We start from the raw sequence: 16539 nt of genomic DNA on the forward strand, positions 1-16539 counted from the left end.
CAACATGTGGGACGGCTCAGTCGACGTCCGTGAGCATGGTGGGGTGCGAAGAACACTCGCTGCCGAATCTGATGTTGGTGCGCAGGTCGTTGGTGCGGTAGGAAACGAAGGCGCCGTTGGGGCTTTCGGCGTTGATGGCGGAGGCTTCCCGCTGGGTGTCTCCGGGAATGTATCCGGTGACGGTCATTCCACGGTCTTCCAGAACCGATTTCATGCGCTGGATGGCCGCCGGTCCGTCGGAGCTGGGCCCGGAGGTGACCATGAGCAGCAGCTGACGGGCGTCCTGTGGCCCGCTGGCGCAGGCCTTGGGGGCAAAGGAGCCCCGGTCCTCCGGTGAGTAGGCGCTTCCGTCGAGGTATTTCCACTTGCCGCCGGCTGCCGTGATGACGTCAGTGATCGACGCGTAGAAATCCTCGCGAATGGAATGGGCATCGCGCTGGTGCTCGGCGGCAGAGGCCGCAGGTGGGTGGGTGTCCATCGGTTCTCCCGGGGATGAGGTGCAAGCGGTCAACAACAGAAAGCTGGAGAGGCAGAGTGCCGTGCCGACACCGGACGGTTTGCGGAAAGGGATCACGGTTGTCGAGCCTATCGTGTGGGTTCGTCGCGGTGCGTGTCCGAATATTCGCGGATCTCGTCCTCGGCGCGATGTTGGCTCCAGTCGACGCCTTTGCCCACCGCCTGCTGTGAGCCATCAATCGCCCTGTTGCCGAGGCTCTGGACCCCGTCGACGGTGGCGTTACGTGACCCCGTCACGAGGTCGGACAGGAGACGCCCACCGTTTTGAACCTGATCGACACTGTCGTTGAAGGCCTGGTGCCCGTAGTCGTAGGCGCCACCGAGGATATTGCTGGCACCTTGCTGCACGGATTTCGCGGCATCCGAGTTGCCCCAGCCAAACGGCAGGTGCTCTCGCACGGTGTTTGCCGTTCCGCTGGCGACGGATTTGCCGGTATTTCCTGCGCTATCGAGGAAGGACTGGCCGTGGTCGATACCTGAGTTGGCTGTTTCCACGGCGGCGTCTTGGAGTAGGTCGACGGCGGGTTGGCCAGCATCTATGGTGGTATTCACCGCCTGCTGGGAGGTGTCCACGATGACGGTCGGGGTATTGACCAAGGCGTTGAAGTCCCGTTTGGATTCTTCGATCTTGGTATCGGTGATGGCCTGGTCCTTGATGTCCAGATGAGCCGTCTGTCCGCTGGCAACCCGACCGAAGTGATTCAGGCTGGTGGTGTCCCGGTCGAGATAGCCATGACCGGTTTCCGTCTCGACGACGCCCGTGGCCTCGCCCTTGGCATAGTCGAAGAGATACTTGGCCAGCGCCGGCTTGGAGAGCGGTGGTGCCAGGACCGGCTGGTCGTAGTTTCCGTGTCCGCCATGGCCCGTGGTCGCCTTGAGTGGGTTCCCGTTCTCATCGACGCTGGACTCCGCATCGAGTACCTGGGCCCCGAAGGCATCATCGGTGGGGGAAATACGGGTGACATCGCCGAATTGTGAGGAGACGATTCCGCCGGGAGCTACGAGGTCGCCGGCGGCTTGCGTGGCGTAGACGGCGGGCCGGCCATTGTCCGCACTCTTGACATGCAGGTCATCGGCGGTATCAGCCACGTTCGGGTCCAAGCCGGCGGAGCCGTAGAAGTAGACCGAATCGACGTCGAATTCCGTTTGTGTCAGAGCGTAGGCCGACATGGTGGTCCCGTAGGAGTGGGCACCCACATTGACCCGGGGGACGGTCCCGCCGTCCTGGGCCATGGTCAGATGGAGCCCATCGAGCTGGGTGGCGAGTTCGTTGCCGCCCACACGGGCCTTGTCCGTGTAGTTCACCTCGGTCGACTCCGGGAAACCACCAGGGGAGTCGTAGCCGATCCAGGAAACCACGACGTGGCGGCCATCGGAGTAGAGCGACTGTTCGTCCCAGAGCGCCTGGGCGTTGTCGACTTCCCCGGTCATGCCCTGTGTTTTGCTGGTGATGCCCGAGGCGTTGAACGTCACTGAGGAGGAAAAATCGATATCGCCGATGGCGACCCCCGCCAGAGGCTTGTCGGTCGAGGGGTCGAAGCTGATCAGGTGACGTCCAGCATCCGTGGTCAATGGCGATTTCAGGGACTCGAGAATCGAGTTGTAGGCCTTGGTCTGCTCCGCGGTGGCGGGGAATTTTCCCGCCACCATCATGTGCAGGACCCGCTCATTGGAGTCCGCCCGCTGGGTGTAGCTGACGCCCTCTGTGTTGCCGGCAATGATCGGCAGTGAGGTGATGATCGCCGCTTGCTGCGCCGAAGAGAGGCCGGTCCAGAAGTCGACTTGTTCGCGGGCTGGCATCGACGTGCGGGGCCCATACGCCATGGCCTCCGGGTATTCCTTGGCGAAATTGGTGATCTCGTCGGGGGACATCTTGGCCAGGTAGGCGTAGTAGGCGCGGACTTGTTCGGGGGTGGAGTCCTGGCGGCTGGCATCGTGCTGCAACCGCTCTGCATCGTTGCTGACCAGATCCAGGATTCCGGGGGCATAGTGGGAGGTGACATCGGTGGTGACCCGGTTGATCTTCTGCAACGCGGAGACACAGGTCTGCTGGGCAGTGGTGTATTCGGTGGCGAGGCCGCTGGCCCGGCGGACCAGTGGATCGCGGATCAACATGCCGAGCGACGGGTCCTCGATGAACGTGAACTGGGCTTTGGCATCAGCAATGTCGCCGACTAGCGTGGTGTGTTTCGTCTGGATGTCGCCGACCGCCGTCGCGAAGTCCTGCAACGCGTTCTTGATCGACGTGCCGCTGTCCACGATGTCCTCGGCTGCGGTTTTGGGGGTGTTCATCGCGGTGAGGACCTGCTGTTGGGCGGGGGCCTGGTAGATGCCCGCGAGCCCGTTCCAGGTGGTGAGCATATCGGTGAAGTGCTGGGAGAACGCCTTCGCCTGGGTTTCGACGGCGGCGGCGCGGGTGGTCAAGGTGTCCTCATCCGGGACGTTCGCCGTGGCGCTGACGTCAATGGGTTCCCACTTCACGACTCCACCGTCCGTTTCCCGGTACCGAAGTTGAACATCGTGGACGGGACACCGCCGGGTACCGGTGGACCGGACACCGGGACGGAGGCGCTCATGGACTGGGCCCGGTCGCGCATTTCCGTATCAGCGTTCTGGAAGGCCCTGACCGATTCGCCGGTTCCCTGGATGGCATTGTTGCCGCGGGTCATGGTGTCCGTCATGTCATTGACCAGGACGTCGGTGCGCAGCGTGGACAGTGCGGAGACGATGCCATCGCATTCCCCGGACAACGACGTCTCGACGGTTTCCACGGCACTATTGACTGCGTCCTTGGCCGGCTCGGTGAGCTCCAGGGTGCCCTCGGCCGAGGAGAGCAGGGTCTTCACCGCTGCCACGTCCACGTCCCACTTCATGTGCTGCCCTTCGCCGTCCCCTGCGCGTACTGATCCACCGTAGGGGAAAAGAGGGATACCGGCGATGGGGAGAAGTCCCCATCGACCCGGCGGGGCAGGCCGGGCCGGAGGGCTACTCGACGAGCAGGTTGCGGATGTCGTCTGCGGTCATTGCCGAGCCGAAGCCCTCACCGGCGTCCATGACCGAGGAGATCAGCTGGCGTTTGGCGTCCTGCAGGGCCACGACCTTCTCCTCGATCGTGTCCTTGGCGACCATCCGGTAGACCATGACGTTGCGGGTCTGCCCGATCCGGTGGACGCGGTCCACGGCCTGGGATTCGGCCGCGGGGTTCCACCAGGGGTCCAGCAGGAAGCAGTAGTCCGCCTCGGTGAGGTTCAGCCCGAATCCGCCGGCCTTCAGCGAGATCAGGAACACCGGGGACTTGCCGGACTTGAAGGAGTCGATGACTTCGGAGCGCCGTCGGGTGGACCCGTCCAGGTACACGTAGTCCACGCCCTCGGCCTCCAACCGGGCCGCCGCCTTCTTCAGGAACGAGGTGAACTGGCTGAACACCAGCGCCCGGTGGCCCTCGGCGACCACATCGGCGAGTTGCTCGAAGAGCACATCGAGCTTGGCCGAGGCCACGCCGTCGTACTCCGGATCCACCAGCGAGGCGTCCAGGGAGAGCATGCGCAGCAGGGTCAGCGACTGGAAGATGGTGAACCGGTTCTTGTCCATGTCGTCGACCAGGCGCAGGATCTTCTGGCGTTCGCGCTGCAGGTGCGTGTCGTAGATCTTGCGGTGCCGCGGGGTCAGTTCGATGTTCAGGACCTGTTCCTGCTTCGGCGGCAGGTCGGTGACGACAGCGTCCTTGGTGCGCCGGAGCATGAACGGGCGGATGCGTTTGCGCAGCCGGGCGAGCGGTTCGTCCAGGCCCTGCTTTTCGATGGGGCGCTGGTAGTTCTCCGCGTAGCGCAGCGCCGAGGGGAAGAGCCCGGGGGAGACGATCGCGAAGATGGACCACAGCTCCATCAGGTTGTTCTCCATCGGGGTACCGGTGATCGCGAGCTTGAACGCCGCGTTCAGGTCCCGGGCCGCATGGTGGGCCTTGGTGGCCTTGTTCTTCACGAACTGGGCCTCGTCCAGGATCAGCCCCGCCCAGGTCTGCGAGTGGTAGGCCTCGGCGTCGAGACGGAAGAGCGTGTAGGAGGTGACGACGATGTCGTTTTCGGCGGCGATGGCCGACAGCGGGCGGGCTGCACGGCCCTGGGTGTCGGAGATGGCCTCGATCTTCAGGCCCGGGGCGAAGCGGGCCGCCTCATCGGCCCAGTTGCCCACGACCGAGGTGGGGGCGACCACCAGGAAGGGGCCGGGGACCGCCGTGGAGGACGACGCCGGGGCGCCGGCTGCCCGCTCGAGCCCACGCTGGGCGCGGGCCGGGTCTTCACCGTCGGGGACCGCCGCGGCCCACTGCTCCTTGGCATGCAGGATCAGTGCCAGGGTCTGCACGGTCTTGCCCAGGCCCATGTCATCGGCGAGTACACCGCCGAGCTCGTTGCGCCAGAGCATGGTCAGCCACTCGAAGCCCTCACGCTGGTAGGGGCGGAACGTGGCCTTCAGCCCGGCCGGCAGGGGCGGCGGATCGGCGTCGGCGACGTTGAGCAGCGAGTTGACCCCGGCGTACCAGGAGTCCGGGCCCTCGGTGACCGTGGCCAGTTCCTCGAGTTCCTCCCACAGCGACGCCTGGTAGCGGGTGATCTGCAATTCGGAGTTGCGGTCGTTCAGTGCCCCGGCCTCGGCGACGAGTTCGCGCAGCTTGTCGAAGAGCTCGTGCTCGAGCGAGAAATACGTCTTGTCCGGCATCAGCATGCGGGTCTGCCCGCGGGAGAGGGCGCGCAGCACGTCGGCGAAGGGGATCCTGCGCTCGCCGATGGCGATGACCAGACCCAGATCGAACCAGTCGCGCTTCTCCGATTCGACGGTGGTGACCGTCAGCTCGGGGGACTCGGTGAGTTCCCGGTATTCCGGCGGGGTGCCGGTGGTGCGGATCTCCAGGCCCTCGACCTCGTCGAGCAACGGCAAGGAGCGGCGCACGAAGTCCACGGTATCCAGCCCATGCAGGGTGCGGGGGACCAGGGCGCGGCCGGCGAGGGCGCTGGAATCGGCCAGCGCGGTCAGTGCCGCTTCCTCGAGCGCGGATTCGGCGTCGGTGTCGCGCAGGTCGGCGTCGACGGGGCCGTGCCCGTAGTCGAAGTCCCAGGCGAGCTCCACGGCGTCTCCACCGGGATAGGTGACGGACAGGACCAGCTTCGGTGGCAGGATCGCCGGCAGCTCGACGGAGTCGTCGTGGGCGCTCACGGCCAGCCGGCGCCCCAACCGCGGGTAGACGCTGGTGAGGAAGTCCTCGATGTCGTCCGCCGGGACGACGACGGGGTCCGGGTGGTGCAGCAGGGCCACCTCGGCGGCGCTGAGCCGTTCGGCGGTGGGGGCCAGGACCACCAGATCGCCGTCGGCCCGGGCAGCATAGACGCCATGGGTGCCGATCGCCCCGACCGGGGTGTCGGGACCCAGAGCCAGGTCCCCGCCCTCCAGGGTGAGCGTGGGCACCAGGCCCAAGGCCCCGTCGTCGTGCCCCCCGCGTCCGGCGGAGAGCCCGACGGTGGCGGCGTCGGCCAGCCGGATCTCGGTGTCGGCGTGCGGGCCGATGAGGCGGATGCCCAGGGAGGCGGTCTCGCGCAGCAGCGACCACAGCAGCGGGGAGGAGAACTCGTCCAGGTAGAGCCAGTCGTTGTCCTCGCCGAAGTAGAGCTGCCCGTTGGCGCGGTAGAGCGGGACGAATTGGCAGAACCAGCGGTGCTGCTCCTCGTCCAGGTTCAACCCGTAGGTCTTGAAGCTGATGGTGTTCCAGCGCAGGTTCCCGCGGATCCAGCGGCCCTTGCCGGAGAGGACCATGGGGCGCACGCCGAGGCGCCAGCGGTGGCTGGAGGCGCGCTGGTGTCCCACCCCGGAGCCCGGCGCCCACTGCCGGTGGGCCACCTGGGTGGTGTCCTGGAGTTCGAACTGCAGGGCCATGGGCTGCACATGGTGGCGTTCGGTGCCACCGTGCCCGCGGTGGGTGGCGCCCGTGGTCGCGGTGGCGGTGCGGCTGCCGGCGTTGATGAGCGTGTTGAGCGTGTCCTGCCAGGCGGGGACCTTCGCCGGGGCGGCCGTGTTCTCGAAGAACACGCGCTGGGCGCGCAGGTGCAGGGTGTTGGAGTAGATCAAGACGGCCGCTGCATGCTTGCAGGCCGTGCCGACCGGGCAGCTGCACCACGTCTCGCCGACGGCCCAGGCCCCCTTCGCATCGCGCAGGACCACGGTGGTCTCGTAGGGCTCTGGCTCGGAGCCGGACACGCGGGCGGTCAGCGTGGAATCCTCGGCCCGGAAGCCCATATCCAGCACGTGTTCGGCGTTGGCGTAGCCCTTCCCGCGGGTGAAGGCTGCACCGCCGACCACGCGGAGGACCTCGCGGGCATCGACGAGCGGGAATGCGGATTCGGTCATCCTCTGATCATTTCATGTTCCGGGCCCCGCCGACGAACCGGGATGCCGCCGGTGGTGGCACGCCGTAGGGTGTTCGACATGAAGTCGACACCGTCCATGCAGTCCCCGCCCCACGAGCTGGATATCGACACGCTGGAACAGTTCGACGCCCACACCCCCGGCGGAGCCGCGCAGATGACCGGCTGGCACCTGCAGTCGGTGGACCTGCGCGGGCGCGGCCGCATCCTGGAGGACTCCATGGTGACCGGGGCGGTGTTCCTGGGGTGCGAACTGCCGGCCGGATCGATCGAGGGACTGCGCCGGCGCGGCGCCCTGATCTTCCCGGAACTGCTGGGCCTGCCGTTCGACCCGTACCGCGGCGGCCTCTACACGGCAGCGGAGCTGTACTCCGGGCTGGGCGAGGCCCCCTATGAGCAGACCCCCGACGCCCGCATCTACGCGTGGACCCGGCGGTCCGCGACAGGACGCGGCACCCTCGATGCGGCGCTGGCCACCACCTTGCATGACCACGCCATCGGCAGCGCCCTGGGCCAGCTGCTGGCCGCGCCGGAGGACCGGGACACCGACCGCGTCACCGGGAACGACGACGGGAACGACGGCGGGAACGACGACGGTGCCCCGGGACCGGGGCACGGCAGCCGGGGTGTGGTGGGGGTGATGGGCGGCCACGCAGCCGAACGCGGGTCAGCCGGCTATGCCGCGGCGCTGCGCTTGGGGGCGGGGCTGGCCCGGGCCGGTTTCACCGTCGCCACCGGCGGGGGACCGGGCGCCATGGAGGCCGCCAACCTGGGCGCCTACCTGTCGGGGGAGGACGGGCCCACGGTCCGCGACGCGGTGGCCACCCTGGAACAGGTGCCGTCGTTCAGGCCCTCCATCACCGAGTGGGCGCGCGCCGCGCTCGCCGTGCTGGAACGCCACCCACACGGCAGGGCCAGCGTGGGGATCCCCACTTGGTTCTACGGCCACGAACCGCCCAACGTCTTCGCCACCCACGTGGCGAAATATTTCGCCAACTCCATCCGCGAGGACAGGCTGCTCACCGCCTGCACCGGGGGACTGGTGGTGTTGCCCGGGGCGGCCGGAACGGTACAGGAGATCTTCCAGGACGCCTGCGAGAACTACTACGGCAGCGCCGCGGTGCAGACGCCGATGATCCTGGTTGGACGACGCCACTGGACCCACGACCTGCCGGCCTGGCTGTTGTTGCGCGCGCTCGCCGAGGGGCGGGATATGGCCGATTCCATCCATCTGGTCGACGACATCGACGAGGCGGTCACCCTGCTGGCGAATCGGCCGCCGCGAAGCGCATGAAATATAGGTAACGATTCGCGCGGCGACCGGCCACGTCCAGCCGATCTGCAGGTCTGCTGGGTACGCTGGCGACATGGACTCGAACCCCTTCGTCGTGACCCGGCAACGCCTGGTCCAGGCACCTCCCGGTGCCATCTTCGAACTGCTTGCCGACCCGTCGAAGCACCAGCTCATCGACGGGACCGATGCCTCGAAGCACACGCGGGGGGATGACCCTGCGCGGTTGGACGTTGGCGCGGAATTCGGTCCCGAGCGCCATGTGGGCCGGGGGCACCGGATCCGCAACATCGTCGAGGAGTTCGACGAGGCACAGTGCATTGCCTGGCGCGACCCGCAGGGGCACCGCTGGCGCTATGAACTGCTGCCCGCACCCCGCGGCACCGTCGTCCGCAAGACCTGGGATGCGTCCCGCTTGAAGCGGCAGTGGCCGTTGAAGGTGCGCGGGGTCGCCCGCAACACCCCGGTGGACCTCGAGCACACCCTGGACCGCCTGGCCGACTACTTTGATCCGGCGACACCGCGGCCGGTTGTCCCGGAACCGGTGGGCCCGTCGAAGCAGAAGGCCTCGGCTTCTGAGCTGACTCCCGCGCAGGCCGCGAAGCGGGAGGCCGAGAGGCTGGCCCGCGTGGAGCGCGCCGCGCAGATGGACCGGGCCGCCGCCGAGGCCCGGGCCGCCAAGGAGGAGCGGACCGCCCACACGCAGGAAACCCGTGCGGCGCGCCGTGCGGAGCGGGCCGAGAAGGCTGCCCTGGCGCGTCAGGCACGCGAAGCACGCAAGCAGGAGAAGGCCGAGCGGGCGGCTCAAGAGGAACGTGCGAAGGCGGAAAAGGCGGCCGAAGCCGAGCGGCTGCGCCTCGAAAAAGCCGAGGAGGCTGCGCGCGTCGAGCAGGCCAAGGCCGAGAAGATTGCCGCCGCGGAGCGGTTGCGCGCGGAGCAGGCGGCCGAGGTGGAGCGGGCCAAGGCACAGAAGATCGCCGACGCCGAGCGCGCGCGGGCGGAGAAGGCGGCACAGGTGGAGGCCGCCCGGGCGGCCAAGGCCCGCAAGCAGGCCGAGGACACCCCGGTGGAGCCGGTGCCGCCGATCGGCGGAACGGCGGGTCCGTTGAAGTCGGCACCTCGACGCCCCTCGCGTGAGGCCATTGCCGCTGCCAAGGCCGGGCGGCAGGCGCCGCCGAGGCCGGAACCGCAACCTGCGGCGGCCCCGCCGGTAGCCAAGCCGAACCCGCGGCCGGCACCGCAGGAGACCACATCCACCCCGAACCAGGGGACAACCCCCGAACCGGTGCGCACTGGTCTGCCCCCGGCAGCGGCCCGGCGGTTGCGCCGCGCGAGCTGAGCCGCCGGGGTGGGGCCTATCCCGCCACCGAACCGCCGAAGAGCAGGCCCAGCACGTAGGTGACACCGGCTGCGCCGAGCCCGATGGCCAGCTGGCGCAGACCGCGTTTGGCCGGTGACGCGCCGGACAGCAGCCCCACGACGCCACCGGTGGCCATGAGGGCGATGCCCACCAGGACCAGCGAGACGATCACCGCGGGCAGCCCGCTCAAGCCGAAGATGTACGGCAGGATCGGGATCAGGGCGCCGGAGGCGAAGAAGCAGAAGCTCGACGACGAGGCCCCGAAGGCCGAGCCCAGTGCCTCGTGTTCGTCCGCAGTCTCCTCAGCGGGCACCTCGGGGTTCAGCGACAGCGACGGATCGCAGTCGCAGCTGTACTTGCCCATGCGCTCGGCGGCACGGTGTTCGGCGGCCTCTCGGCTCATCCCGCGCGCCCGGTAGACCAGCACCAGCTCATTTGATTGCAGGTCCAGATCCGGTGCTGCCACCAGGGTGACCTGGGTGGGCTGCGAGGCGGTCAGCAGCTCGCGCTGGGAACGGACGGAGACATACTCCCCGGCAGCCATCGACAGGGCGCCGGCCAGCAGCCCGGCGATGCCGGAGAAGAGGACCAATGCGCTGGAGACGCCGGTCGCCCCGATGCCCATGACCAGTGCCAGGTTGGAGACCAGGCCGTCATTGGCGCCGAAGACCGCTGCCCGGAAGTTTCCGGAGAGCCGGTTGCGACCCCGGGTAGCCAGGCCGCGGACGACTTCCTCGTGCACGAGTTCATCGGCGGCCATCTGGGCGGTGGCATCGTCGTCGTCTTCGTAGGGCGAGGCTCCCTCGGCCCGTTGGGCCAGGGCCAGCACGAAGACCGAGCCGAAGTTCTTGGCCATGAAACGCAACATGGTCCGCCGCAGGGAGGGCTGTACCGTCTTCGAGGCGTGCTCCCCGAGCAGGTTCGCCCAGTGTTCCTCGTGGCGTTTCTCGGCGGTGGCCAGCCCGAGCAGGATCTCGCGTTCCTCGCCCTGGCGGCGGGAGGCCAGGGCCCCGTAGATGGCCCCCTCGGCGCGTTCGTCGGCCAGGTACTTGCGCCAGCGGCGGATGTCGCCGGCGGTGGGTTCGGGGCGGGCGTCGGCGCCGCCGGGGGAGTCGGGCAGGTGGGCATCCGGTGTCATCGGGCGTCCTTCAATCGGTTCGTTGGTCCCGCACAAGGGCGGGGGCGCCGGTCAAAGGTTCACGGGGATGCGTAGGACCTCGGACCGCCACCAGCGGGCCGAAGGTCTCGTTCGCCCGGATGGATACCGGGTGGATTGCCGGACCGCCGTCGTGGCGATCAGTATGTCGACAGATCCTCTATCGTTCGCCAGGACCAGGGGCCCTGGCGAACGGGGTTGGAACTACTCCCCTTCAGCCCACCATCATAGCGGAGTCTGCGTCGCGGTGCTCGCGGACGGGGAGGCGTTCGAGGTAGAACACCTGCGCTTCGCCGTCGGACCGGCCGGCGCGGGGGACGCGCACGGTCAGTGCGCAGGAGTCGGCCTCCCATTCGGGGCGGCCCGCCGTGTTGCCCAGGGCGTGGTCGAGATCCCGGGGATGTGGGGCGATGAACCGTTCCCAGGTGCCGTCCACGTTGAGGCAGACGGTGCCGAGCATTGAATCGAAAATGGGAAGAACGGAGACGCTGTGCGTCACGGATTTCCTTTCGTGCGTTCTTACCCGACACGTTGTCGCGCGGGCCGCTTCCTCATCCGAACCACCCGCGAACCTGGGGTTGGTGCGCGGGTAGTCGGAGCTGTTGCCCGCGTCTCATGAAGCTTTTTGCCAGCCTAACGTGGATGGACGCGCCACCCAAGCTGTGATGGACGCCATTCCCGGGCATCCCAGTGCTGGTACGGCAAAACCCGCCGGTCATCACCGGCGGGTTTTGCTCTGCGGATCGGCGTCGGGGGACGACGGCGGTGCGTGGCGGCTAGCGCTGTTCGGCGGGAACCCCTTCGACGTCGACGCGCCCCGAAACCCGATCGGCCCAATGGCTGCTGACCTCGGGCCGGGTGGCCGGGGTCAGCAGGCTGACCACCAGGTAGACCACCAGGGAGGAGGCCAGCCCGTAGTAGATCGGCTCGTTGGCGTAGACGCCGCCGAACTTCTCGTCGGATCCGATTTCCAGCACGATCATCGTGGTCAGGGTGACGATGGTTCCGGCGGCCATCGACAGCGCGGCGCCGACACCGTTGCCGCGCTTCCAGAGCAGCCCGCCGAGGATGGAGACCAGCAGCCCGCCGACCAGGATGTCGTAGGCGATGGTCAGGGCTGCCACGACGTCGTCGACGACGATCGCCAGCACGATGGCCACCACACCCAGGCCGAGCACCCAGTAGCGGTTGGCGGCGACGTCGTGTTCGGGGTTGCGCCCGGTGTTGACCTCCACCTTTTTGCCGAACCAGCCGGCCACGAAGGGGGTGACGTCGTTGCGGGCCACCGTGGCGGCGGCGATCAGGGCGCCGGAGGCGGTGGACATCATCGCCGCGACGGCTGCGGCCAGCACGATCCCGCCGATGGCCACGGGCAGCAGGTTCATGGCGACCTCGGCGTAGACGACGTCCTTGCCCAGGTTCTCGATGTCGATGTCCGGCAGGGCGACGCGGGCAGACATGCCGATGATCGCGCCGGCGATGCCGTAGAGCACGCAGTACACGCCGGCGGTCGAGCCGCCCCAGCGGGCGACCGTGGGGGTCTTGGCGGTGAACACGCGCTGCCAGATGTCCTGGCCGATGAGCAGTCCCAGGGTGTAGACGACGAAGTAGGTGATGATCGTCTGTGCGCCGATCCCGTCCCAGCTGAAGAACGATTCGCGGGCCCGCTCGGGGATCCCGGCGGAGATGCCGTCGAAGCCGCCGGCTGCCGAGAGGGCGAAGGGAAGCATCAGGGCGAACACGCCGATGGTCTTGATGACGAACTGCACCTGGTCGGCCAGCGTGATGGACCACATGCCGCCGATGGTCGAGTAGACCAGCACGATGATGCCGCCGACGGCGATGGCCAGCCAGCGTTCCCAGTCGAAGAGCACGACGAAGATCGTGGCGTAGGCGCCGGTCGAGGTGGCGCACAGCATCAGCGTGTAGGCCAGCATGACGATGGCCGAGGCGTTGGTGGCGTTCTTCGAGCCGTAGCGCAGGGTCAGCATCTGCGAGACGGTGAAGATCTTCAGGCGTTGCAGGCGCGGCGCGAAGAGCAGGCTCAGCAGCAGCACGCCGATGCCGATGGCGATGACCAGCCAGGCGCCGGAGAGCCCGAACTTGTAGCCCAGGCCCACGCCGCCGACGGTGGAGGCGCCGCCGAGCACGACGGCTGCCATGGTCCCGGTGTAGAGGAACGGGCCGAGTCGACGGCCGGCGACCAGATAGTCGCTGCTGTTCTTGGTGCGCGATTTACCCCACCAGCCGAAGGCAAGCATGCCTGCCAGATAGGCGACGACGATCGCGATATTGATGATTTCCATGGGGACCTTATTCAGTGGGATCACGGGAATGGGTGCTTGGGAGTAAACACCTGTTGCGCACTAGGCTAAAGTGATCTGGCTAACAAAAGCAATTGCCCTATGCTGTGTGACGGATAGCAGCACCGCCCACCGCACCACTTGCACGAGGACTCGGAGTATCCCACCCATGAAGGCCTTGCCCGTCGAACCCAGCAACACCCCGCTGGCGATCGGCTCGAAGATCCGGGCCGCGCGGCATGCGCAGCGCATGACCATCGAGCAGGTGGCCGAATCCACTGGCCTGACCAAGGGCTTCCTCTCACGGGTCGAACGCGATCTGACGTCGCCATCGGTGGCCTCGCTGGTGACCTTGTGCCAGGTGCTCTCCGTCTCGATCGGCGATCTCTTCGCGCAACCGGAGACGCATGTGGTGCGGCTGGAAAGTGCCCCGCGGATCTCGTTGGGCGGCCAGGGCATCGTGGAGCGGTTGATGACGAGCCGGTCGGAGAAGCGCCTGCAGGTGATCCGCGCCGTGATCGAGCCCCGTGGTGAGGGGGAGTCGGAGCTGTACTCGGTCGACTGCGAGGTCGAGGTGCTGCATGTGGTGTCGGGGACGTTCATCATCATCTTCGCCAACGAGCGCTTCGAGCTCGAGGCCGGGGACTCGCTGACCTTCCCGGGCCGCGAACCGCATTCGTGGATCAATCCCACCGACACCGAGGCCGTGGTGCTCTGGACGCTGGTTCCCGCAGCTTCACGCTGAAGCACGGCGCCGGCGGCGAGGTGCCGGGGGTCAGCGCCGCAGGGCAGCCGGCCGGGGGAGGTCCAGGCCCTCCAGCAGGTCACCGAGCAGCCGGTCCAATTCGTAGCCGGCCTGGGTGATCTTGTTCGGCCCATAGCTGGCCAGCTGGGAACCGGGCTGGTCGAAGGACAGGACGGTGCCGCCGGAGCGGTGGGCGTGGAGTTCGATCCGCAGCGGAGCATGCAGCGTGGTGCCGGGCTCGATGCGGAACAGCCGGGCGGACCAGGCCAGGCTGCCGATGAGGTAGATGCGGCTGAGAGCATCGTTGCCCGCCAGGTGGAGCAGCGCCGAGGGCGAATGGGTCCAGAAGCGGTACAGCTCGTAGGCCGCTTCGTGGCCGGCCTCGCGTTGGAGTTCATCCCAGGTGGCGCCGCGTGCTGCCATCCGTTCCAGTCCGGCCAGGTCAAGGGCCGGGACGGCCGCCTCGAAGCGCCCGCTCAGGGAAGCAAAGGTCAGCGGCGTCCTCAGGGCGATGCGGCGCACCGCAAGCTCGGTCGTGGATTCGGTGGCTGGAAGCGTCACCCCCTCAGCGTAGGCCAGTCGAGGCTGCGCTGGTCGACTCAGCCCACATGGATCCAGGGGCGGCGCTGCACATTGGATTCGGCCTCGCGCAGCACCTCGCGGGTGAGCGGGGCGATCTCGCCCTGGCCCAACAGCAGGAAGCCTGCCAGATTGCGCAGCGGGGAGCCTTCGGTCCAGCGGAAGTACAGGTGCGGCATGGTGGAGTACTCGTCGCGGATCCGCAGGCAGATCGCCGCCAGCGCCGTCGGGATCGAGGGCGCGGTGGCCGTCAGCACCTGGTACCCGTGCCGGGTGGTGCCGCACACCAGCAGGTCCTGGGCGAAGTCCGAGTAGTCGCCGAGCGTGATCTCGATGAACAGCGGCCGGGCGGATTCGGGCAGGTGGCTGGCAATGCGTGCGTGCTCGAGCTTGTGGCGGTACCGCTCCGCACTGAACCGCACCGGTTCGTGGGCGATCAGCGAGACCTGCCCCGCGTCGGCGGCGGACAGCAGCAGGTCGTGGGCTGCGTCGTCGAACATGACGGTGGTGGCCCGCAACTCGGTGGAGCGGCGGAAGCGCGAGATGAAGGAGACGAAGAGGATCGCGGCGATGAACAGGGCGGCGATGCGCAGGCCATCGGGGCGCTCGACCACGTTGGCGATCGTCGTGTACAGGAAGACCACCACGACGACGGCGAAAGCCACCGTGCGCCCACGTTGGCGCTTGCGCCGGGCCGAGAGGGTCACGGCGACCGCCGCCGAGGTCATCAGCACCAGCACCCCGGTGGCGTAGGCGGCTCCCTGCGCGTCGACGCTCGCCCGGAAGTGGAGGGTCACCAGGGCGGCGATGACGACGATGACCAGGACCAGTGGCCGGTTGGCCCGTGCCCACTCGGGGGCCATGCCGAAGCGTGGCAGGTAGCGCGGGATGAGGTTGAGCAGTCCGGCCAGGGCCGAGGCGCCGGCGAACCAGAGGATGAGGATGGTCGAGAGGTCGTAGACGCTGCCGAAGCCCTCGCCGAGCTGCTCGTGCGCCAGGTAGGCCAGGGCGCGGCCGTTGGCGGAGCCCCTCGGTTGCAGTTCCGCGGATGGCACCAGCCAGGTGGTGACCACGCAGGAGATGACCAGCAGCACGCTCATGGTGACTGCCGCCGTCGTCAGCAGGCGCTTGGCGCCGGCGATCCGGCCGGCGGGAAGGGCCTCGGTGTCGGTGGCCCGGCCGCGGATCTGCGGCATGACCGCGACCCCGGTCTCGAAGCCGGAAAGCCCCAGGGCCAGTTTCGGGAAGACCAGCAGGGCCATGGCCACCATCAGCCAGGGGCTGCCTTGGCTGGTGGTCAACGTGGTCCACCAGTCACCGACGGGGCCGGGGGAGGCGACGATGCGCCCGAGGCTGGCGCCCAGCACCACCACGTTCAGAGCCAGGTAGACCCCGACGATCACGACGGCGAGCGAGATGACCTCGGTGAACCCGCGCAGGAACAGCAGCGTGAGCAGGGCCAGCAGGACCAGCGTGATCGGCACGTTCTTGCCCTCGAACCAGGCGGGGGTGAAGGGGTTCTCGATGATGTGGGCGGTGGCGTCGGCGGCGGAGAGGGTCATGGTGATCATGAAGTCGGTCGCCGCGAAACCGAGCAGCACCAGGACCAGGACCTTCCCCTTCCAATGGGGCAGGAGCCGTTCGAGCATGGCGATCGAACCCTGCCCGTGGGGGCTTTCCGCGGCCACCCTTCGGTAGATCGGCAGCGCCGCGCCGAGCGTGACGGCAACCAGGACCAGGGTGGCCAGCGGCGCCAGCACCCCGGCGGCCAGCACGGCGATGGCCGGCTGGTATCCCAGCGTGGAGAAGTAGTCCAGCCCCGACAGGCACATGACCTTCCACCACGGCTGGCCGGTGTCCTGGTGTGGATGGGCCTGGCCTGGGGCCTCGGGATGGGCGATCCCATCCTGCATGAGCCACCCGCCCAGACGGCGTCGCAGGGGGTGTTGGGGGCCGGAATCGGGGGCCGGGCTGGAGCCCGCTGTCTTCTTCACGAGGAGGAACACTACGCCGACGGTGCCCGGACGCAAGAGGACAAGGTCCGCACCGGGCGTGATCTGCGGCACTGCAGCCCGGGCGGTGCGGCTCTGGACCGGCGGATCGGGTGGGATGGGGCCGGATCCCGGGTGCCTGCGTCGTGCTCCTTGACTGTGCCCCGGGCCACAAATAGCATGAA

The 16539-nt window shown here is 68.0% G+C and carries 12 protein-coding genes and 1 riboswitch; of the genes, 3 read left to right on the plus strand and 9 right to left on the minus strand.

Annotated elements, in window-relative coordinates; genetic code table 11:
• Nucleotides 1–16: 16 nt before the first annotated feature.
• The 4 genes from ABD088_RS09770 to ABD088_RS09785 all read right to left on the minus strand — a co-directional run bounded on the left by ABD088_RS09770 (nucleotide 17) and on the right by ABD088_RS09785 (nucleotide 6912).
• A complete protein-coding gene (locus ABD088_RS09770; RefSeq protein ID WP_343901741.1) occupies nucleotides 17–478 on the minus strand; it encodes a hypothetical protein in 462 nt (153 codons plus the stop codon).
• Nucleotides 479–585: 107 nt separating this feature from the next.
• A complete protein-coding gene (locus ABD088_RS09775) occupies nucleotides 586–2997 on the minus strand; it encodes an alpha/beta hydrolase (protein ID WP_343901742.1) in 2412 nt (803 codons plus the stop codon).
• A complete protein-coding gene (locus tag ABD088_RS09780) occupies nucleotides 2994–3389 on the minus strand; it encodes a DUF6507 family protein (protein ID WP_343901743.1) in 396 nt (131 codons plus the stop codon). The genes ABD088_RS09775 and ABD088_RS09780 overlap by 4 nt, the downstream gene beginning before the upstream one ends.
• A gap of 112 nt (nucleotides 3390–3501) precedes the next feature.
• A complete protein-coding gene (locus tag ABD088_RS09785) occupies nucleotides 3502–6912 on the minus strand; it encodes a DEAD/DEAH box helicase (protein ID WP_343901744.1) in 3411 nt (1136 codons plus the stop codon).
• A 78-nt stretch (nucleotides 6913–6990) separates the two neighbouring features.
• On the opposite strand from ABD088_RS09785, the gene ABD088_RS09790 reads away from it, so the two are divergent.
• Both ABD088_RS09790 and ABD088_RS09795 read left to right on the plus strand, forming a co-directional pair.
• A complete protein-coding gene (locus ABD088_RS09790; protein WP_343901745.1) occupies nucleotides 6991–8223 on the plus strand; it encodes an LOG family protein in 1233 nt (410 codons plus the stop codon).
• 73 nt (nucleotides 8224–8296) lie between these two features.
• Nucleotides 8297–9559 (plus strand): SRPBCC family protein, encoded by a 1263-nt coding sequence (locus ABD088_RS09795; RefSeq protein ID WP_343901746.1) that lies wholly within the window; start codon nucleotides 8297–8299, stop codon nucleotides 9557–9559.
• Between the two features lie 16 nt (nucleotides 9560–9575).
• On the opposite strand, the gene ABD088_RS09800 is transcribed toward ABD088_RS09795, so the two are convergent.
• The 3 genes from ABD088_RS09800 to ABD088_RS09810 all read right to left on the minus strand — a co-directional run bounded on the left by ABD088_RS09800 (nucleotide 9576) and on the right by ABD088_RS09810 (nucleotide 13042).
• Entirely contained in the window at nucleotides 9576–10718 is a 1143-nt protein-coding gene (locus ABD088_RS09800; protein WP_343901747.1) for a VIT1/CCC1 transporter family protein, read from the minus strand.
• Between the two features lie 232 nt (nucleotides 10719–10950).
• The gene (locus tag ABD088_RS09805; protein ID WP_343901748.1) at nucleotides 10951–11235 is read right to left on the minus strand and encodes a hypothetical protein; all 285 of its coding nucleotides are present in this window, start codon (nucleotides 11233–11235) and stop codon (nucleotides 10951–10953) included.
• Nucleotides 11236–11246: 11 nt separating this feature from the next.
• A riboswitch (SAM riboswitch) is annotated at nucleotides 11247–11357 on the minus strand.
• A 155-nt stretch (nucleotides 11358–11512) separates the two neighbouring features.
• Entirely contained in the window at nucleotides 11513–13042 is a 1530-nt protein-coding gene (locus ABD088_RS09810) for a sodium:solute symporter family protein (protein WP_343901749.1), read from the minus strand.
• Between the two features lie 166 nt (nucleotides 13043–13208).
• Between ABD088_RS09810 and ABD088_RS09815 the strand changes: the two genes are divergently transcribed.
• The gene (locus tag ABD088_RS09815; RefSeq protein ID WP_343901750.1) at nucleotides 13209–13784 is read left to right on the plus strand and encodes a helix-turn-helix domain-containing protein; all 576 of its coding nucleotides are present in this window, start codon (nucleotides 13209–13211) and stop codon (nucleotides 13782–13784) included.
• Between the two features lie 30 nt (nucleotides 13785–13814).
• Here ABD088_RS09815 and ABD088_RS09820 read toward each other — a convergent pair whose 3' ends face one another.
• Both ABD088_RS09820 and ABD088_RS09825 read right to left on the minus strand, forming a co-directional pair.
• The gene (locus ABD088_RS09820) at nucleotides 13815–14345 is read right to left on the minus strand and encodes a hypothetical protein (protein WP_343901751.1); all 531 of its coding nucleotides are present in this window, start codon (nucleotides 14343–14345) and stop codon (nucleotides 13815–13817) included.
• A 38-nt stretch (nucleotides 14346–14383) separates the two neighbouring features.
• The gene (locus ABD088_RS09825; RefSeq protein ID WP_343901919.1) at nucleotides 14384–16195 is read right to left on the minus strand and encodes an APC family permease; all 1812 of its coding nucleotides are present in this window, start codon (nucleotides 16193–16195) and stop codon (nucleotides 14384–14386) included.
• Nucleotides 16196–16539: the final 344 nt, after the last annotated feature.

The sequence above is a fragment of the Arthrobacter rhombi genome (assembly GCF_039526245.1).
In the GTDB taxonomy this organism is placed as follows: Bacteria; Actinomycetota; Actinomycetes; order Actinomycetales; family Micrococcaceae; genus Arthrobacter_H; species Arthrobacter_H rhombi.

What these genes read in the sequence shown, in the direction of transcription:
- ABD088_RS09770 (WP_343901741.1), bottom strand. Translation starts at nt 478, where the DNA reads ATGGACACCCACCCACCTGCGGCCTCTGCCGCCGAGCACCAGCGCGAT.
- ABD088_RS09780 (WP_343901743.1), bottom strand. Translation starts at nt 3,389, where the DNA reads ATGAAGTGGGACGTGGACGTGGCAGCGGTGAAGACCCTGCTCTCCTCG.
- ABD088_RS09785 (WP_343901744.1), bottom strand. Translation starts at nt 6,912, where the DNA reads ATGACCGAATCCGCATTCCCGCTCGTCGATGCCCGCGAGGTCCTCCGC.
- ABD088_RS09790 (WP_343901745.1), top strand. Translation starts at nt 6,991, where the DNA reads ATGAAGTCGACACCGTCCATGCAGTCCCCGCCCCACGAGCTGGATATC.
- ABD088_RS09795 (WP_343901746.1), top strand. Translation starts at nt 8,297, where the DNA reads ATGGACTCGAACCCCTTCGTCGTGACCCGGCAACGCCTGGTCCAGGCA.
- ABD088_RS09800 (WP_343901747.1), bottom strand. Translation starts at nt 10,718, where the DNA reads ATGACACCGGATGCCCACCTGCCCGACTCCCCCGGCGGCGCCGACGCC.
- ABD088_RS09810 (WP_343901749.1), bottom strand. Translation starts at nt 13,042, where the DNA reads ATGGAAATCATCAATATCGCGATCGTCGTCGCCTATCTGGCAGGCATG.
- ABD088_RS09815 (WP_343901750.1), top strand. Translation starts at nt 13,209, where the DNA reads ATGAAGGCCTTGCCCGTCGAACCCAGCAACACCCCGCTGGCGATCGGC.
- ABD088_RS09825 (WP_343901919.1), bottom strand. Translation starts at nt 16,195, where the DNA reads ATGTGCCTGTCGGGGCTGGACTACTTCTCCACGCTGGGATACCAGCCG.